The organism is Marivita sp. (genome assembly GCF_020055635.1).
Lineage (GTDB): Bacteria > Pseudomonadota > Alphaproteobacteria > Rhodobacterales > Rhodobacteraceae > Marivita.
Genome location: NZ_JAIPUT010000003.1, coordinates 141,160 through 158,618 on the forward strand (window position 1 = coordinate 141,160; position 17,459 = coordinate 158,618).

The 17,459-nt window shown below is 58.4% G+C and carries 18 protein-coding genes; 14 read left to right on the forward strand and 4 right to left on the reverse strand.

The window, feature by feature from the left end; all coding sequences use genetic code 11:
- Positions 1–30: 30 nt before the first annotated feature.
- Positions 31–1,809 (reverse strand): aspartate--tRNA ligase, encoded by a 1,779-nt coding sequence (aspS, locus tag LCF60_RS02925; RefSeq protein WP_292289521.1) that lies wholly within the window; start codon positions 1,807–1,809, stop codon positions 31–33.
- A gap of 163 nt (positions 1,810–1,972) precedes the next feature.
- Here aspS and LCF60_RS02930 point away from each other — a divergent pair, with 163 nt between their 5' ends.
- Both LCF60_RS02930 and carB read left to right on the forward strand, forming a co-directional pair.
- Positions 1,973–3,220, forward strand: coding sequence for a cyclopropane-fatty-acyl-phospholipid synthase family protein (locus tag LCF60_RS02930; protein ID WP_292289522.1), 1,248 nt, complete (start codon positions 1,973–1,975; stop codon positions 3,218–3,220).
- Positions 3,221–3,367: 147 nt separating this feature from the next.
- Positions 3,368–6,700, forward strand: coding sequence for a carbamoyl-phosphate synthase large subunit (carB, locus tag LCF60_RS02935; RefSeq protein WP_292289523.1), 3,333 nt, complete (start codon positions 3,368–3,370; stop codon positions 6,698–6,700).
- A gap of 89 nt (positions 6,701–6,789) precedes the next feature.
- On the opposite strand, the gene LCF60_RS02940 is transcribed toward carB, so the two are convergent.
- Both LCF60_RS02940 and LCF60_RS02945 read right to left on the reverse strand, forming a co-directional pair.
- The gene (locus LCF60_RS02940; RefSeq protein WP_292289524.1) at positions 6,790–7,428 is read right to left on the reverse strand and encodes a flagellar hook capping FlgD N-terminal domain-containing protein; all 639 of its coding nucleotides are present in this window, start codon (positions 7,426–7,428) and stop codon (positions 6,790–6,792) included.
- A 9-nt stretch (positions 7,429–7,437) separates the two neighbouring features.
- Entirely contained in the window at positions 7,438–8,787 is a 1,350-nt protein-coding gene (locus LCF60_RS02945) for a flagellar hook-length control protein FliK (protein WP_292289525.1), read from the reverse strand.
- Positions 8,788–9,064: 277 nt separating this feature from the next.
- On the opposite strand from LCF60_RS02945, the gene LCF60_RS02950 reads away from it, so the two are divergent.
- The 4 genes from LCF60_RS02950 to LCF60_RS02965 are packed head-to-tail and all read left to right on the forward strand — an operon-like array spanning position 9,065 to position 11,984.
- The gene (locus LCF60_RS02950; protein ID WP_292289527.1) at positions 9,065–10,336 is read left to right on the forward strand and encodes a flagellin; all 1,272 of its coding nucleotides are present in this window, start codon (positions 9,065–9,067) and stop codon (positions 10,334–10,336) included.
- A 60-nt stretch (positions 10,337–10,396) separates the two neighbouring features.
- The gene (gene flaF, locus LCF60_RS02955; RefSeq protein WP_292289528.1) at positions 10,397–10,777 is read left to right on the forward strand and encodes a flagellar biosynthesis regulator FlaF; all 381 of its coding nucleotides are present in this window, start codon (positions 10,397–10,399) and stop codon (positions 10,775–10,777) included.
- The gene (locus tag LCF60_RS02960; protein ID WP_292289529.1) at positions 10,774–11,178 is read left to right on the forward strand and encodes a flagellar biosynthesis repressor FlbT; all 405 of its coding nucleotides are present in this window, start codon (positions 10,774–10,776) and stop codon (positions 11,176–11,178) included. Before flaF ends, LCF60_RS02960 begins: the two co-directional genes overlap by 4 nt.
- Before the next feature lie 59 nt (positions 11,179–11,237).
- Positions 11,238–11,984 carry a DUF1217 domain-containing protein gene (locus tag LCF60_RS02965; protein WP_292289531.1) on the forward strand — a complete coding sequence of 249 codons (747 nt, stop codon included), beginning with the start codon at positions 11,238–11,240 and terminating at the stop codon, positions 11,982–11,984.
- Between the two features lie 12 nt (positions 11,985–11,996).
- Here LCF60_RS02965 and LCF60_RS02970 read toward each other — a convergent pair whose 3' ends face one another.
- The gene (locus tag LCF60_RS02970) at positions 11,997–13,331 is read right to left on the reverse strand and encodes a FliI/YscN family ATPase (protein WP_292289532.1); all 1,335 of its coding nucleotides are present in this window, start codon (positions 13,329–13,331) and stop codon (positions 11,997–11,999) included.
- A gap of 86 nt (positions 13,332–13,417) precedes the next feature.
- On the opposite strand from LCF60_RS02970, the gene LCF60_RS02975 reads away from it, so the two are divergent.
- From LCF60_RS02975 to flgH, 8 genes are read left to right on the forward strand one after another with little or no spacing between them, the layout of a single operon-like run.
- Positions 13,418–13,801, forward strand: coding sequence for a FlgB family protein (locus LCF60_RS02975; protein ID WP_292289534.1), 384 nt, complete (start codon positions 13,418–13,420; stop codon positions 13,799–13,801).
- 10 nt (positions 13,802–13,811) lie between these two features.
- The gene (flgC, locus tag LCF60_RS02980) at positions 13,812–14,201 is read left to right on the forward strand and encodes a flagellar basal body rod protein FlgC (protein WP_292289536.1); all 390 of its coding nucleotides are present in this window, start codon (positions 13,812–13,814) and stop codon (positions 14,199–14,201) included.
- A gap of 24 nt (positions 14,202–14,225) precedes the next feature.
- Entirely contained in the window at positions 14,226–14,513 is a 288-nt protein-coding gene (fliE, locus tag LCF60_RS02985) for a flagellar hook-basal body complex protein FliE (protein ID WP_292289537.1), read from the forward strand.
- A 4-nt stretch (positions 14,514–14,517) separates the two neighbouring features.
- A complete protein-coding gene (locus LCF60_RS02990) occupies positions 14,518–14,787 on the forward strand; it encodes a flagellar biosynthetic protein FliQ (protein WP_292289538.1) in 270 nt (89 codons plus the stop codon).
- A gap of 1 nt (position 14,788) precedes the next feature.
- Positions 14,789–15,502, forward strand: coding sequence for a flagellar hook-basal body complex protein (locus LCF60_RS02995; RefSeq protein WP_292289539.1), 714 nt, complete (start codon positions 14,789–14,791; stop codon positions 15,500–15,502).
- A gap of 10 nt (positions 15,503–15,512) precedes the next feature.
- Positions 15,513–16,298 carry a flagellar basal-body rod protein FlgG gene (flgG, locus tag LCF60_RS03000; protein WP_292289540.1) on the forward strand — a complete coding sequence of 262 codons (786 nt, stop codon included), beginning with the start codon at positions 15,513–15,515 and terminating at the stop codon, positions 16,296–16,298.
- Positions 16,298–16,717: a flagellar basal body P-ring formation chaperone FlgA gene (gene flgA, locus LCF60_RS03005; RefSeq protein ID WP_292289541.1), complete on the forward strand. Its 420-nt coding sequence runs from the start codon at positions 16,298–16,300 to the stop codon at positions 16,715–16,717. Before flgG ends, flgA begins: the two co-directional genes overlap by 1 nt.
- 1 nt (position 16,718) lies before the next feature.
- Complete coding sequence (gene flgH / locus LCF60_RS03010; RefSeq protein ID WP_292289542.1) at positions 16,719–17,447, forward strand: flagellar basal body L-ring protein FlgH; 729 nt, start codon at positions 16,719–16,721, stop codon at positions 17,445–17,447.
- Positions 17,448–17,459: the final 12 nt, after the last annotated feature.

Below are 17,459 nucleotides of genomic sequence, written 5' to 3' on the forward strand. Positions count from 1 at the left end.
GCGCCGCTCTGTGTCTGGACTGCGTCCGGATCAGGTCTCTTGCGGGATTACCCGCAGATGAAGCTCCATCAACTGATCGCTGGTCGGCTCTGACGGCGCGTTCATCATCAGGTCTTCAGCCCGCTGGTTCATCGGGAACATGATGACCTCGCGAATGTTGGCCGTGTCTGCCAGAAGCATGACCATCCGGTCGATGCCCGCCGCACAGCCCCCGTGGGGCGGGGCGCCGAACCGGAAGGCGTTGACCATGCCACCGAACCGCTTGCGCACTTCTTCCTCGCCATAACCCGCAAGTTCGAACGCCTTGAACATGATCTCGGGCTTGTGGTTCCGGATCGCGCCCGACACCAGCTCATAACCGTTGCACGCAAGGTCATACTGGTAGCCCAGCACATCAAGCGGATCACCTTTCAGAGCATCCATGCCACCCTGTGGCATCGAGAACGGATTGTGGCTGAAATCGACCTTGCCGCTTTCCTCATCCGCCTCGTACATCGGGAAATCGACGATCCACGCAAAGGCGAACCGGTCTTTCTCGGTCAGGCCAAGTTCATCGCCGATGACGACCCGGGCCTTGCCCGCGACCGTCTCAAAGCTTGAGGGCTTGCCGCCAAGGAAAAACGCCGCATCGCCGACGCCAAGGCCAAGCTGCTGTCGAATGGCCTCGGTCCGCTCGGGCCCGATGTTCTTGGCGAGCGGGCCGGCCGCCTCCATGCCCTCGCCCTGGTCGCGCCAGAAGATATAGCCCATCCCGGGCAGACCCTCTTTCTGCGCGAAGGCGTTCATACGATCGCAGAACTTGCGGCTGCCGCCCGTAGGGGCCGGAATCGCACGGACCTCGGTGCCCTCCTGCTCCAGAAGCTTGGCGAAGATCGCGAAGCCAGAACCGCGGAAATGTTCGGAACAGTCCTGCATCTTGATCGGGTTGCGCAGATCGGGTTTGTCGGTGCCGTACCACAATGCCGCATCGCGGTATGAAATCTGCGGCCACTCGGTATCCACCTTGCGACCGCCACCGAACTCTTCGAACACGCCCTGCATCACGGGCTGGATCGTGTCGAAGACATCCTGCTGGCTGACGAAGGACATTTCCATGTCAAGCTGGTAGAAATCCGTCGGCGACCGGTCTGCGCGCGGGTCTTCGTCGCGGAAGCAGGGCGCGATCTGGAAATACTTGTCGAAACCGCTGACCATGATCAGCTGCTTGAACTGCTGCGGCGCCTGCGGCAGCGCGTAGAACTTGCCCGGATGCAGCCGCGACGGCACCAGAAAATCGCGCGCGCCTTCGGGGCTGGAGGCGGTGATGATCGGCGTCTGGAATTCGCGGAAGCCCTGATCCCACATCCGCTTGCGGATCGACGACACCACGTCGGACCGCATCGTCATGTTGCGCTGCATCGCCTCGCGGCGCAGGTCGAGGTAGCGATAGCGAAGGCGGGTTTCTTCCGGGTATTCCTGATCGCCGAAGACGATCAACGGCAATTCATCCGCCGCGCCAAGGACTTCCATATCCCGGATGAACACTTCGATCTCGCCTGTCGGCAGTTTCGGGTTCACAAGGCTTTCGTCGCGCGCCTTCACCTCGCCATCGATGCGGATACACCATTCCGAACGCACCTTTTCGACCGCGTCGAACACGGGGCTGTCAGGATCGCAAAGCACCTGCGTTATGCCGTAGTGATCGCGCAGATCGATGAACAGGATACCGCCATGGTCCCGGATGCGGTGCACCCAGCCGGACAGGCGAACGGTTTCGCCGACGTTCTCGGCCGTCAGGTCGACGCAGGTGTGGGTGCGGTAGGCGTGCATGGTCATGCCCCTTGGAGAATGTGCAAAAACTAGGCGCCGATACACCCGTGATCGGCAAGGAAGTCAAGGGAACCGCGGCGGAATTGGCAGGAAACCATTTCTGCAGTAAATTGTTGACCGGTCAAAGCGGTGTCAGATCGTTGTCACAAACAGGGAGGTGGCGATGTGGGATAAAGTTCTCGACGCGATGCTGGACCGCATGATCACACGCGGCAGGCTGACCGTCACGTTTCCGGATGGAAGCCTCCGGCGGTACGGTGCCGAAACGGCGGATACAGATCCAGCCGAACCATCTCTCGCCGTGAAGCTCACCAGCGAAACCCTGGTCCGCAATCTGTGTCTGCAGCCGATCGTGGCCTTGGGCGAGGGCTATATGGATGGAGAGCTGATCGTCGATGACGATGACCTGCTCGATCTGCTGACGCTCTTGGCACAAAGCCAGAATGACGGCAACATGCCCGGCTGGCACCGGGCGCTTGTTCGCCTGCGCGTCAAGTTGCGTCGCTGGGTTCAGCGCAACGACCCGCGTCGTGCGCACCAGAATGTCGCGCATCACTACGACATCTCGGATGATCTATATGCCCTCTTTCTTGATGAGGACATGCAATACAGCTGCGCCTATTTCGCAGATCCGTCGATGTCGCTGGCAGATGCACAGGCCGCCAAGAAAGCCCATATTTCCGCCAAGCTGCACCTGTCCCGAGGGCAGCGCGTTCTGGACATCGGCTGCGGCTGGGGCGGGTTGGCGCTCAGCCTCGCGCGCGATCACGGCGTGCATGTCACCGGGCTTACCTTGTCTCGCAATCAGCATGCCACCGCCCAGCGCCGCGCGAAAGAGGCCGGGCTCGACCATCTGACCGACTTCCGCTTGCAGGACTACCGGCACGTCACCGACCGCTTCGACCGGATCGTCAGCGTCGGCATGCTCGAACATGTGGGGTTGCCGCAATACCCGACTTATTTCGAAAAGGTCTCCGACCTGCTTGATCCGAACGGCATCGCCCTGATCCATACCATCGGGCGTAGCGCCCCGCCGTTGCCGACTTCCCCCTGGCTGGCCAAGTACATCTTTCCCGGCGGTTACGTGCCATCTCTGTCAGACTTGGCCGCACCGGTCGAGAATGCCAGGCTGTGGCTTGCGGATCTCGAGGTTCTGCGAGGCCATTACGGCCCCACGCTGAACCACTGGCGGCAACGTTTCGAGGCGAATCTCGGCACCGTGCGCGAGATGTACGACGACAGGTTCATCCGCATGTGGCGCTTCTACCTTGTCGCCTGCGAAATGGCGTTCGAACAGCAGCACCAGGCGGTTTTCCAACTGCAACTCAGCCACCATCAGCACGCGGTGCCCGCGACGCGCAATTACCTTTATCCTGCGGCCGGTGCCAGTACGCTGCACGCCGCTCAGTAAAGCCGCGGCTTTCATCCACAAACGGCGGCCCGACCCGTATGGGTTGGCGGAATCGCCATTCGCCTCTTGCACGCAAGTCCGGCATGCCTATAACCCGCAACAATTTGCGGAGCGCCGCCGTCACACGCTTGAAACAAGAGGTCTGCCATGCCCAAACGCGATGATATCAAGTCCATCATGATCATCGGAGCGGGGCCCATCGTCATCGGGCAAGCCTGCGAGTTCGACTATTCCGGTGCCCAGGCCTGCAAGGCCCTGCGCGAGGAAGGTTACCGCGTCATCCTGGTGAATTCCAACCCCGCCACCATCATGACCGATCCCGGGTTGGCCGACGCCACCTATATCGAACCGATCACCCCCGAGATCGTCGCCAAGATCATCGAAAAGGAACGCCCCGACGCGCTTTTGCCGACGATGGGTGGCCAGACCGGCCTGAACACCTCGCTCGCACTCGAGGAAATGGGGGTTCTCGCGAAATACGGTGTCGAGATGATCGGTGCCAAGCGCGAAGCCATCGAAATGGCCGAGGACCGCAAGCTTTTCCGTGAAGCGATGGATCGGATCGGGCTGGAAAACCCCAAGGCCACCATCATCACGGCGCCGAAGAAGGCCAATGGCGGTGCCGATCTGGATGCCGGCGTGGCGATGGCCCTCGCCGAACTTGAACATATTGGCCTGCCGGCCATCATCCGTCCCGCCTATACGCTCGGCGGCACAGGGGGCGGCGTGGCGTATAACCGCGAAGACTTCGTGCATTATTGCCGCTCGGGCATGGACGCGTCGCCGGTCAACCAGATCCTCGTCGATGAATCCCTGCTTGGCTGGAAAGAGTTCGAGATGGAGGTGGTGCGCGACCGGGCAGACAACGCGATTATCGTCTGCGCCATCGAAAACGTCGATCCGATGGGGGTGCATACCGGCGATTCCATCACCGTCGCCCCCGCGCTTACGCTGACCGACAAGGAATACCAGATCATGCGCAACGGCTCGATCGCCGTGCTGCGCGAAATCGGCGTTGAAACCGGTGGATCGAACGTTCAATGGGCGATCAATCCCGAGGACGGCCGCATGGTCGTCATCGAAATGAACCCGCGTGTCAGCCGGTCTTCGGCGCTGGCGTCCAAGGCGACGGGCTTTCCGATCGCCAAGATTGCCGCAAAACTGGCCGTCGGCTACACGCTCGACGAGCTGGACAACGACATCACCAAGGTCACGCCCGCATCTTTCGAACCGACCATTGACTACGTCGTCACCAAGATCCCGAAATTCGCATTCGAAAAGTTTCCCGGGTCCGAACCACATCTTACAACAGCGATGAAATCCGTTGGCGAGGCGATGGCCATAGGCCGCACCATCCACGAATCGCTGCAAAAGGCGCTGGCTTCGATGGAATCCGGGCTGACCGGGTTCGACGAAGTCCATATCGAAGGCGCCCCCGAGAAATCTGCTGTCATCAAGGCGATCAGCCAGCAGACCCCGGACCGGATGCGCACCATCGCCCAAGCCATGCGCCATGGGTTGTCGGACGACGACATTCACGCAACGACCATGTTCGATCCATGGTTTCTCGCACGGATCCGCGAGATCGTCGAAACCGAGGACGAGGTCCGCGCCAATGGCCTGCCCAGTGACGAAGCCGGCATGCGCACGCTCAAGATGATGGGCTTTACCGATGCGCGGCTCGCGAACCTGACCGGTTTCGCCGAAAAGGACGTCCGCAATCGGCGCCTTGGCCTGAACGTCAAGGCCAGCTTCAAGCGCATCGACACCTGCGCCGCCGAATTCGAGGCGCAGACCCCCTACATGTACTCCACCTACGAGGCCCCGATGATGGGCGAGGTGGAATGCGAAGCGCGACCATCCGACCGCAAGAAAGTCGTCATTCTGGGCGGCGGTCCAAACCGGATCGGTCAGGGGATCGAATTCGACTATTGCTGCTGTCATGCCTGTTTCGCACTGACGGATGCGGGCTACGAAACCATCATGGTCAATTGCAATCCGGAAACCGTGTCGACCGATTACGACACCTCGGATCGTCTCTACTTCGAGCCGCTGACCTTTGAGCACGTCCTCGAGATCCTGCGCGTGGAACAGGACAACGGCACCTTGCACGGCGTCATCGTTCAGTTCGGCGGCCAGACGCCGCTGAAGCTCGCCAATGCTCTCGAGGCCGAAGGGATCCCGATCCTCGGGACCACTCCCGACGCGATCGACCTGGCCGAAGACCGCGAACGGTTCCAGGCCCTAGTGAATGAACTTGGCCTGAAGCAACCGCGCAACGGGATCGCCTCGACAGGTGCTCAGGCGCTTGCCATTGCCGAAAACATCGGTTTCCCGCTGGTCATCCGTCCGTCTTATGTTCTCGGTGGTCGGGCGATGGAGATCGTTCGCGACATGGCGCATCTGGAACGCTATATCAACGAGGCAGTGGTCGTGTCGGGCGATAGCCCGGTCCTGCTCGACAGCTACCTTTCCGGTGCCGTCGAGCTTGACGTGGACGCGCTCTGCGATGGCAGCCGCGTGCACGTCGCAGGCATCATGCAGCATATCGAAGAGGCTGGTGTGCATTCCGGCGACAGTGCCTGCTCCCTGCCGCCCTATTCGCTGTCCGACGCCGTCTTGTCCGAGATAAAGCGACAGACCGAAGCGCTTGCGCTTGCGCTCAACGTCGTCGGCCTGATGAACGTGCAATTTGCGATCAAGGGCAAGGACATCTACCTGATAGAGGTCAACCCGCGCGCGTCGCGGACGGTGCCGTTTGTCGCCAAAGCCACCGACTCCGCCATCGCATCTATCGCGGCACGGGTCATGGCGGGCGAACCGCTCACCAATTTCCCGATGCGCGATCCCTACCCGGAAAACGCCGACTACGACACGGTCCTGCCACTTGCCGATCCGCTGACCTTGGCCGATCCGATGATGCCGTGGTTCTCGGTAAAGGAAGCCGTATTGCCCTTCGCGCGCTTCCCCGGTGTCGACACGATCCTCGGGCCGGAGATGCGCTCGACCGGCGAAGTGATGGGCTGGGATCGGTCGTTTCCCCGCGCCTTCCTCAAGGCCCAGATGGGTGCCGGCACACATCTGCCGATTTCAGGCACCGTTTTCTTTTCGATCAAGGACACCGACAAGACTGATCAATTGATAGAGACAGCGCAGATTCTCAGGGAACTGGGATTCACCATCGTCGCCACCGCCGGCACTGCCGCCTTTCTTTCCGATCACGGCATTGCCTGCGACACGACCAAAAAGGTCTACGAAGGCCGTCCGAACATTGTCGACCTCATGAAGGATGGCGGAATCGATCTGGTGATGAACACGACCGAAAGCGCCGCTGCCGTCGAAGACAGCCGCGAAATCCGCTCGGTCGCGCTTTATGACAAGATACCCTATTTCACCACAGCCGCCGGAGCGCATGCCGCGGCGCAGGCGATGAAGGCCCGGGAAGAAGGCGATCTTGTCGTAAAACCGCTTCAAGCCTGACGACTTGAATGGATATGATCCGCTTGAGCATTTTCAAGCGGGTCGTTCCGGATGTGTCAGATGGGTGTGCCTTGCATGAAACGAGGCGTTCATCTCAATCTGGAGACCGCCCATTCCGGGATCACTGTTCCATCTGCCAAGCGCAACGCCACCTCGGCTCCGAAAAGCACCTCCTCCACCGCAGAGGCCGTAGCCACTTGAGTGTCAAGGCGCTCTTGATCCGATTCCGCCCTCAACTCGGCTTGATATGAGCCGGGCGTCACGGCCAGCCCATCACTTCCGACGCCTTCCCAATGCACCCGGCTCTGCCCTGCTGGCACAGTTTGCTCGGCCACGATTGTGCCCCGCTCATCAAGGATTACAAGGATCGCCTCCTCGGGCGCGCCCGACACTCCGCCAATCTCCAGCTCAACCGGAAGGCCAGAGAATTCAAAAGGGCCTGCATGCACCGCTGTTTGCCCGACCAAACCGGAATAAGCCGCCAAACTGTTTTGGGACAATTTTTCGATCAGCGATTCCAGACGTTGATTGGTCAAAGTCTGCTGCTCAACCATCGTGAACGAGGCCAATTGTTCTGCAAATTGGTCTGCCTGCATCGGGCTCAACGGATCCTGATTTTGGATCTGAGTGGTCAGCATGCGCAGGAAGGTCTCAAAATCACTCGTCTCTTGTGCCGACGATGCGGCAGAAGGAGCTGTTGGACCGCTCCTTACAGATGTTACTTCCATCGACTTCTCCTAAACTCTGAGATCCAATCCTTCAGATCGCACCAAACCTGGCTCAACCATCATGGGTGCTTCCGGTTCGAAAATGTCTAAGGCCCCGTGCCCAGTGCTTTGATGACCCTGCCTCGCCCGGGCTTCATGATCGTCTTGGGTGTCGAACCCGAGATCGCATTCTTCAATGCCGGCCCGTTTCAGATCATTCCGCAACTCCAGTTGATGGCGGCTCAAAAGTTCAATGGTTTCCGTATTCTTGGAACCAAATCTGATCTCAACCACGTCCGTGCCATTGCTGACGGATATGTCGACCGGTTCTGCAACTGAAGGGATGTCCGCAGTCACCTGCGGCAAGCCATTCGGTTGTCGGGCGCTGCGCGAAATGCCATTGACCTTCCAGGACGGTGTCCCCGGGTTTGAGGGTGAAACTACTCCCGAAGCGATAATCTCTTCTGATGGCGCGCGCAGCATGCTCTTGTGAACGAGCATGTTTTCTTTGCTGCCTTGAACCTGTCGATCTTCCGACAATCCAGAAAAAATTTTCTTTTCAGTGGGTTCTTTCCAATTCTTGTCTTCCGATCCGTGAATAGCTTGAACTTCGACTTCGGGCTTAATCGATCTCTTGATTTCCTTTTTACCACCCGCATTCGGGACAGCAAGTTCCTCTCGCTGTGGATTGCCTGACTCTGGTTTATCCTGACGACCGGACCATGAAGTAATTGTCCGCCCTGCCACCAAAGCAAAAACCTCATCCTTTGTGGAGCCAAGAGGAATCAGCGATTTTCTATCTATTGGCTCAACTGCAGCTTCCATCAAATTCCCAGAAGTTTTTATATCAGGTTTTTGCTCTATTTGAACAATATTGTTCTCAACAGAATTTACACTCAGTGCAGCACTATTGGGATGATTTTTTTCGGAAGATGCCGCTTGTGCAGAATTTCTATCCCCAAATACGCTTTCTGGCGAGTCTCTTTTTTGAAACTCTTGAGTTTTTGAAGTTATTGGTTTGGAAACCAATTTGAAGTTGTGCAAGACGTCCAAAATTTTTGGCGGTTCAGAATAATTATCGTCTGGTTGAATCTCCTCACGTTCAAGCTGATGTTCGTTTGATTGCTGAATGCGGGCGTCGATATCGAATGTCATGAACTTGGAAATTTCTACCCGTTTAGTTTCGGTGCCTTCGCCCTGAGAAAAACCAGGATTCACAAGCTTTATTTCATCATCATCGTAACTTGGTTGTCTTGAAGTCTCCGTAGCGAAAATTCCCATCAGTTCCTCAAAACCACCTTCAGCTGGATCGCCAAGAGGCGTCGGTCCGGATGCCGTCTGCCCGGAGGGGACAAGAAGTGAAGCTATATATAGTTGCATAGTGATCACGGACTCCCAGTCAATGCAGACTTCCTAACGGCGAAGGGTAAACAACTTTGGAAACCCAATGAATAAAAGCAATCAATTTTAGAGAACACAGGATTCCAGATCGCCGTTGAGACTTCCTTCACTTTTTGCCCAGATAGTTCATTTCGCACGATACCAGTGGCGCGAGATTTGATATCTCGGCATGTGTCAGAATGACCGTAGTGTCCTTGTCCATCATACTTATGGACACGGATTTTAAATGTGCAAAGCACAATCTGAAAGGAACACGATGTCCAGTATTCTGACAAACAATGGTGCCATGGTGGCACTGCAAACGCTTAAATCAATCAATTCGCGCCTGACCGAAACGCAAAATGCGATCTCGACGGGTAAAACCGTCGGCACGGCGCGTGACAATGCTGCCGTATGGGCGATTTCGAAAGTGATGGAATCCGACGTTAAAGGATTTCAGGGAATTTCGGACAGCCTGAACCTTGGGGAGTCGACGGTGGCCGTCGCTCGCAATGGTGCAGAAACCGTGACCGACCTTCTGACCGATATGAAGGGAAAGATCGTCGCGTCCCAGGAACAGAACGTCGATCGCGCTAAAATCCAGACCGATATCGTGGCCCTACGCGATCAGATCAACGCGGTCGTGGGCGCGGCGCAGTTCAATGGGCTGAATCTCCTTTCCAATCGCGACACGGATGCGGGGACGGGGACGGTGAACATTCTCGCCTCTCTTGACCGGTCCTCTTCCGGGGTCGCCGCGAGTGATATTGCCGTTGGCAAGAAAGATCTTGGAACAACCGCAAGCAGTGTGACGGGAGGGACGGTCGCCAACCTGACAGCCGCAGCATCTCTGGACGCAACGCAAACCGGAACTCTGGCGGTAACGACACCGACGGGGGCAGGGCAGATCTTCAGCCTTGGCATTACGGGCACGGATGCAAACGGCGACACCTTTACGCCCGCAGATTACACAACCGGCACAACCGCGGCAGATGCGCAAAAAATCATGTACATCGCCCGCGATGGTGACACGGCTGGTGACGTGGCAAAGGGACTTGCACAGGCCTACGCGATCTACGCAGCTGAAGAGGGTCTTGACGCAGATGTGTTCAACGTAACGGCGTCTGGCAGCAACCTGAGCATCAGTTCAACGGTGACGGATGCGACAGATACGATCGCAGCTCGGATCGATACGCTGACAACGCCGACCGAAGTGACGATCGGGGGCGGCCTGGAAAAGCTGAACGATATTGACGTGACCACTGACAGCGGTGCGGACGCCGCCTTGGTGGCGGTCGAGTTCATGATCCAGAACGCGATTGATTCGGCAGCATCGTTCGGTTCCGCCCAAGGACGGATCGAAACTCAGGCCAATTTCATCTCGAGCCTGACGGACTCGCTCAAATCCGGGATCGGGACGCTTGTAGACGCGGATATGGAAGAGGCCTCCGCACGCCTGCAGGCGCTGCAGGTCCAGCAGCAGTTGGGCGTGCAAGCCCTGTCGATTGCGAATCAGGCACCGCAGTCATTGCTGTCTCTTTTCCGATAAACCTGGTCCGGGCCGCTTCGGCGGCCCACTCCGGATTCCTTTACCGATCAAGCAGAGGTCATGATCTTGAACGCCCATATTCACGCCCACCAGAGCTATGCATCTCCGTCGTCGATCAAATCGGCCAAGGATACCGAAATCGAAATCATTCTCGAAGCCACGCGAAGACTGAAGTCGGCGCACCAAAGCCGCGGTTCGGATTACGCCACATTCGCCGAAGCGGTTCGGTTCAATCGCAAACTCTGGACAATCCTGTCAACGGATGTCGCCCATTCCGAGAACGCCTTGCCTGCCGATCTTAGGGCCCGGATCTTCTATCTTGGCGAGTTCGTTCAGCAATATTCACGAACTGTTCTCACGGACGACGCATCTGTTGGCCCGCTGCTGGATGTAAACCTCGCCATACTCAGGGGCCTTGGCACCAGACCGAGTGCCCCATGAGCGGTCTTGTTCTCAAACTGGGGCCGAAGGAGCGAGTCCTGATCAACGGTGCCGTCATAGAAAATGGCGAACGCCGGTCACGCATCACCGTTTTGTCCGGGCGCGCCAACATCCTTCGTCTGAAGGACGCGATCCATCCCGATGAGGCGAACACGCCAGTCCGACGGGCCTGCTATCTCGCCCAGCTTCTGTTGAGCGGTGAGGTCGACGCAGCCACGATTCAGGTGCGTCTCGAAGGACAAATCAGGTCGCTGGCCGAAATTCTGAAAGACGAAACGAGTTCGGGGCTCCTTGAAAACGCGTTAAGCGCATTGGCCGAGTGCAACGCCTATTGCTGCCTGAAGCTCTTGCGGCAATTGTTGCCTCTGGAGGCGCGTCTTCTCGCGGTTCGGCACCAATGACGTTTCAACCGATCATTGTCGGGACCGGGTTGGCAGCTTGGTCCCTCTTGAAAACAACCTTGGCCACGCAGAAAGCGGCATTCGGCGCGAATTATCAAACACAATCCGACACGCAGTATTTCAGGAATACGTATCCCCGCCTCGACACACCGGAAGACATCGTTTCCGACCGGCGAATACTGCGGGTGGTCCTTGGGGCTTATGGCTTGTCCGAAGACATCGACAATCGGCACTTTATCAAGACCGTTTTGACCGAAGGCGTGACCGACCGATCCGCCTTGGCGAACAAGCTTTCGGATAGACGCTATCGATCCTTGGCGCGCGATTTCGACTTTTCGATCTTCCCTCCTCCGCACAAATCTTCTGCAGGCCTTCTGGACAAGACCATCACGGCTTTCCTTGCACAATCCTTCGAAACGGCAATCGGCGAAACCAGCAGCGATATGCGCCTCGCGCTTGGTTTCAAACGCGCCCTTTCGAATGTCGCGCAAACCGCAGGATCGAACAGCACGGCATGGTTTCAGGTTCTGGCGACGCCGCCTTTGCGCGAAGTCATCCAGACTGCATTGGGTCTTCCATCGGCCTTCGCAAAGCTTGACATCGACGCGCAACATGACCGGATCATGGACAAAGCCAAACGGGTCTTCGGCACAGACCTGGTGTCTGATCTGGCAGACGAGGATCGCTCTGACGATATCATACGGCGGTTTCTCGTGACCCAGCAGGCGGCATCGACGGTCCAGTACAGTTCGATGCAGACCGCGTTGCTGCTGCTCAGCGCGATCCCCTCCCGCAACCCGCGCTGATACGACGGTGCATCACTCATTGGACGCACCGCACCGACGGAGACATAATTGCAGGCGTTCGAAACTTGCTCCGATATCGTCAACTGTTCGGCCTGTGGCAAAATCTTCAAAGCTCTTGCGGAAGGCGATGGCGTGATCAAGCTCTGCATCCGCTCCTGCGGAATAAAGCCCCGACTGAACCAGGGCCGCTGCGTCTTCATATGTCGCGACAAGCCGCCGTGCCTTGCTGATCACACCGTTTTCAGCTGGGCTGGCTGCAGACGGAAGACACCTTGAGACCGATCTCAGGACGTCAATGGCCGGGAACTGTCCTCGGTCGGCCAGCTTGCGCTCCAATACGATATGGCCGTCCAGGACGCCCCTCAGCATATCGGCGACGGGCTCATTCATGTCCGAGGCTGCGACAAGGACACTAAAGATGGCGGTGATATCACCGCAACCATCCGGGCCGGGGCCTGCCCGTTCCGCGATCTTCGTGATTTCGGGCGGTGTCGACGGCGGAAACCCTCTCAGGCTGGGAAATTCCCCGGCCGAAACCGCAATCTCTCGGTGGGCTTCCGCAAAGCGCGTGATTGAGTCCACGAACAACAAGACCTGTCGTCCCTGATCCCGAAAGAATTCGGCAACTCGCATCGCTGTCAAAGGACAGCGATATCGCGCATTAGGTCCCGCCTCGGCGCTGGCCGCCACGACAACGCTTCGTGTCATCCCGGTTTCGCCCAGAACATTCTGCGTAAAATTGTTTATTTCCCGACTCCGTTCCCCGACCAGCGCAATGACAACGACATCCGCATCCATGGCCTGAACGAGGTCTGCAAGCAGGCGGGACTTACCGACGCCCGATCCCGCAAATATGCCAATTCTCTGCCCCCTCGCGACGGGGAGCATCGTGTTGAGGAGATGAAATCCCGTCTTCAGACGTGACCCGAGCTGCTTTCGGCTGATCGCAGCAGGGGGGTCGGCGCGAATGTCGAAACGCGCGGTCCCCTGCCGCAAGGGCTTGCCATCAAGCGCGGCGCCATATGGGTCGACGACGCGCCCGATCCACCCGTTGTCGGGCGCAATTCGCACCGGTCCGGACGACAGGACGCGATCCGCCAAGGCCACCCGCAACGGGGGTTCATCGGGCAGCATCGTGACACCCTCCTGTCCCAGGCACAGCACATCGCCCGAAAGCGTTGAGCCATCGCGGCGGATCAGGCGAAGACGATCACCAAGTTGCACCTCGTCCTCGAGCCCTGCAATCCGGAGGATATGGCCATCCGCAAAAACGACGCGGCCAAAAGGACGCGTCTGTGCGATATCGGCGAGTTTGCTTGTCAGGTCGATCAGCGGTGCGTTCTGCATCGCGCGCTCCTTTCAGGTTCTGCAAACCCTTTCTAAAGGAATCAGGGTTAAGCCTTCGTTGAACCACACGAGGGAGAAGCCCCGCCATGTTCCAGAAACTGGATCTGTTCAAAACCGCAATGTCGATGGCGACACATGCGGGCGTGAAGCAAGCACTGACATCGCAAAATGTCGCGAATGCCGATACGCCGGGTTATCGGGCCAAAACGGTCAGGCCGTTTGCGGATCTCGTCCCCTCGGGCGCGGATGCATTTGCATTGCGCGCCACCCGACCCCAACACATTCCGATTTCGACCGCCCGGGTCAACAGTTTCATCGAGTCGCCTCCAAACAGTGAGCCAAACGGCAACAGCGTTGTTCTGGAAACAGAAATCCTCAACTCGGTTGATGCAAAGCGGCAGCATGACCGTGCCCTGGCCGTCTATCGTGCCTCCCTGGGCATGCTGCGCGGCGCATTGAGCAAGCAATAGGAGAGACAGGATGTCAGCATTTTCAAACGCGCTCGGTGTATCGGCCAGCGGCCTCAAGGCGCAGGCGCAGCGTCTTCGCATCGTTGCCGAAAACGTGGCCAATACCGATACACCGGGCTACCGCCGCAAGACCATTTCCTTCGCGTCCGAAGTCGAAAGATCGGGTGTCGCGAAGGTTGCCTTGAATGAAATCTCACTCGACAGGAATCCGGGAGAGCAGATTTACGATCCAGGGCACCCCTTGGCCGATGCCGGCGGCCATTATGTTGGATCGAATGTCGATCTGATCGTGGAAATCGCAGACGCACGCGAAGCGCAACGCAGCTACGAAGCCAACCTCAAGATGTTCGATCAGGCCCGGCAAATGTCGTCAGGCTTGATGGACCTGCTACGCAAATAAACCTTTCCAGAATGGAGAACCCACATGGACGTCAAATCCCTTTTTGCCTCGCAACGATACGCAGCTTTGAAACCGGCCACCGAGCCTGACTCAAGAGACGCGATTGCGCAAAGTTTTGCAAAGATCACCGAGGATTTTGCTCAGACGCTCAACACTGCCGAGACCACGGCCATGAGCGCCATGTACGGCGATGCCGATCCCCACGCCCTGGTCGAAGCATTGTCCCAGTCTCAACTTGCCGTCGAAACGGCGGTGACGGTCAGAAATCGCGTCGTCGAGGCATATCAGGAAATCCTGCGCATGCCGGTCTGATCCCATGCTGACCGAAGGCTATGTCTATGATGTTCTGCGCGAGGCGCTGCGGATAGCTGTCTTGATATCGGCGCCGGTCCTGGTGGCCGCGCTGGTGACCGGGGTTTCAATCGGTCTCTTCCAAGCGCTGACCTCGATCCAGGAAATGACCCTGACTTTCGTGCCCAAGCTGGTGGCGATGCTTGGGGTGTTCTGGGCCTCGATGAACTTCATGACCCAAAGCCTGATCGATTTTTTTCAGACGGTAATCATTCCGTCCATCTCAGGAGGCTGACATGGAAAACGCCGGATACGTCACGCTTACCCGTCAGTCCGGGTTGATGCGCGAGATGGAGATCATCGCACACAATATCGCCAATGCGGCAACGTCGGGGTTTCGACAACAAGGGTTGGTCTTCTCGGAATTCGTCCAAGGGATTGAAGGCGGAGACAGCCTGTCGATGGCCGCGGCGCGGGTGAAAAAAACCTCGGTGGCTCAGGGTATTCTGACCCAGACCGGTAATGCGCTTGATCTTGCAATCGAAGGTCGCGGCTATTTTCAGCTCGAGACACCGAACGGCATCCGCCTGACTCGTGCCGGGGCGTTCAATGTGAATTCCGTCGGCGACGTCGTCTCGTCGGATGGGCACCGCGTTCTCGACCTCGGCGGTGCGCCCATCAACGTCCCCCAAGGCGAAGCGGACGTCAAAGTGGCCGCCGATGGCACGGTCAGCCTCGGTGACAGACTTCTCGGCCAGATTGGCGTGATGGTGCCCGAACCCGGGGCGGACCTCAAACGCGAATCCGGTGTGCTGTTCCAGACGGATGCGGCGTTGGCTCCCTCCGAAGACGGTCTGGTCCTGCAGGGCCACCTGGAGGGTTCGAATGTCGATGCAATCTCCCAGCTGACGCGCATGATCGAAGTCCAGCGCGCCTACGAGCTGGGTCAGAAGCTGCTCGATATGGACCATGAACGCTCCAAGTCCGCTCTTCAAACATTGATCAAGTAAAGGAAAACAGATGCGCGCTCTCAAGATTGCGGCAACCGGAATGTCGGCCCAGCAGATGCGGGTCGAGATCATCTCGAACAACCTGTCGAATATGAACACGACAGGCTACAATGCGCGACGTGCGGAATTCTCGGACCTGCATTACCAGCAGATCGCGCGCGCCGGTACGGTCAACGCGGCGGACGGAACTGTTCTGCCGACGGGTGTTCAGGTGGGGCTTGGTGTCCGCCCCGCTGCAGTGTCCGTTCACATGGCGCAGGGTTCACTCAGCCAGACGAATTCCGATCTGGACGTGGCCATCGACGGCAACGGTTATCTCGAAGTGGCAATGCCTTCGGGCCAGACGGCCTATACCCGCGACGGGTCCCTGAAGCGAAACGCCGAAGGTCTGATCGTCACGTCAGAAGGCTTTCCGGTCGCTCCGGAAATCGTCATTCCCCAAGACGCCCGCAGCATTTCGATCAATCCCGAGGGCGAGATTTACGCCTATTTCGCCGACGCTGCGGAACCGCAATTGCTGGGCCAGATGAACCTTGTCGGTTTCGCCAATGCCAAGGGACTCGAGGCGTTGGGCGGGAACCTGTTCAGCGAAACCGAAGCCTCGGGTGGCCCTCTTGTGGCAACTCCGGGCGAGGATGGGCTCGGAACGTTGCGACAGGGATATCTCGAGGACAGCTCAGTCGATCCGGTGCGCGAACTCACCGAATTGATCGAAGCCCAGCGCGGATACGAGCTCAACGCCAAGGTCATCTCTGCTGTCGATCAGATGCTTGGCGCGACGACGCAGGTGCGGTGATGCGTACCGCGATGATCTTCTGCCTTTGCACATTTGCCCCGCCTGCCTCGGCAGACGCGGTTCTGGCGCTCATGACACTCCGGCCCAAGGAGGTCGTCCGTGCCGAGGCCGTGATCCTTGACGGCACAATGGTGCCGGGTGCTGCAACCGCGCTTGAGGACGTGATCGGAAAAGAGGTGAAGCGCGCCGTTTACGCTGGCCAGCCGGTTCTGGCGTCCAACATCACCGAAGCCGCCCTGGTCGAACGCAATCAGGTCGTGGCCGCGACCTTCACACTCAGGGGTCTGACAATCGGCACCGAGGCGCGCGTGCTCGAACGCGGGTCGGCCGGGGACATCATCCGCGCGATGAATCTGACCTCGCGCACCACGATCCGGGCGGAAGTGCTCGAAGACGGACGATTGAAGGTACTTCCCTGACATGAAAACGGCTCTCTTGCTCTTTTCGATCCCGCTCTTGCTGGTGAACTGCGGGCGTCTCGATCACATCGGTCAACCGCCCACACTGTCTTCTCAGGACAAAAGCGTCGAGCGTCAGGCCATGATCTATTCGGGACTGCCGGTCACGACACCCGATACCTCGGCCTATAGGCAGGCCTCGCTTTGGAGCGGCGATCAGTCCTCGCTCTTCGGAGACCGGCGGGCCTTCACGACAGGTGACATTCTGACGGTCCTCGTTGAAATCGACGACCAGGCCGAAATCTCGAACGCGACCTCGCGAGGCCGCTCATCTCAGGAAAGCCTGGCCATCCCTCAATTGCTCGGGTTCCCACAACGCCGGAACCGGGAATTGCCGGAAGGCGCCACCCTGGACAACGCGGTCGAGGTCGATTCGACCAGCCAGAGCGAAGGCAACGGTTCGGTGCGCCGCAATGAAAAGCTGACCCTGCGCATAGCCGCGACGGTGGTCAATGTCCTGCCGAATGGTGTGCTGGGCATAGAAGGCACCCAGGAGGTTCGGGTCAATTTCGAGCTGCGTGAATTATTCGTCTCCGGTTTCGTCCGGCGCGCCGACATCACGCGCCAGAACGAAATCACCTACGACAAGATGGCATCGGCCCGGATCTCCTATGGCGGGCGCGGCCAGATCAGTGATGTTCAACAGCCCCGCATCGGCCAGCAAGTGCTTGATGCCGTCCTTCCGTTCTAACCTGTCTCAGGA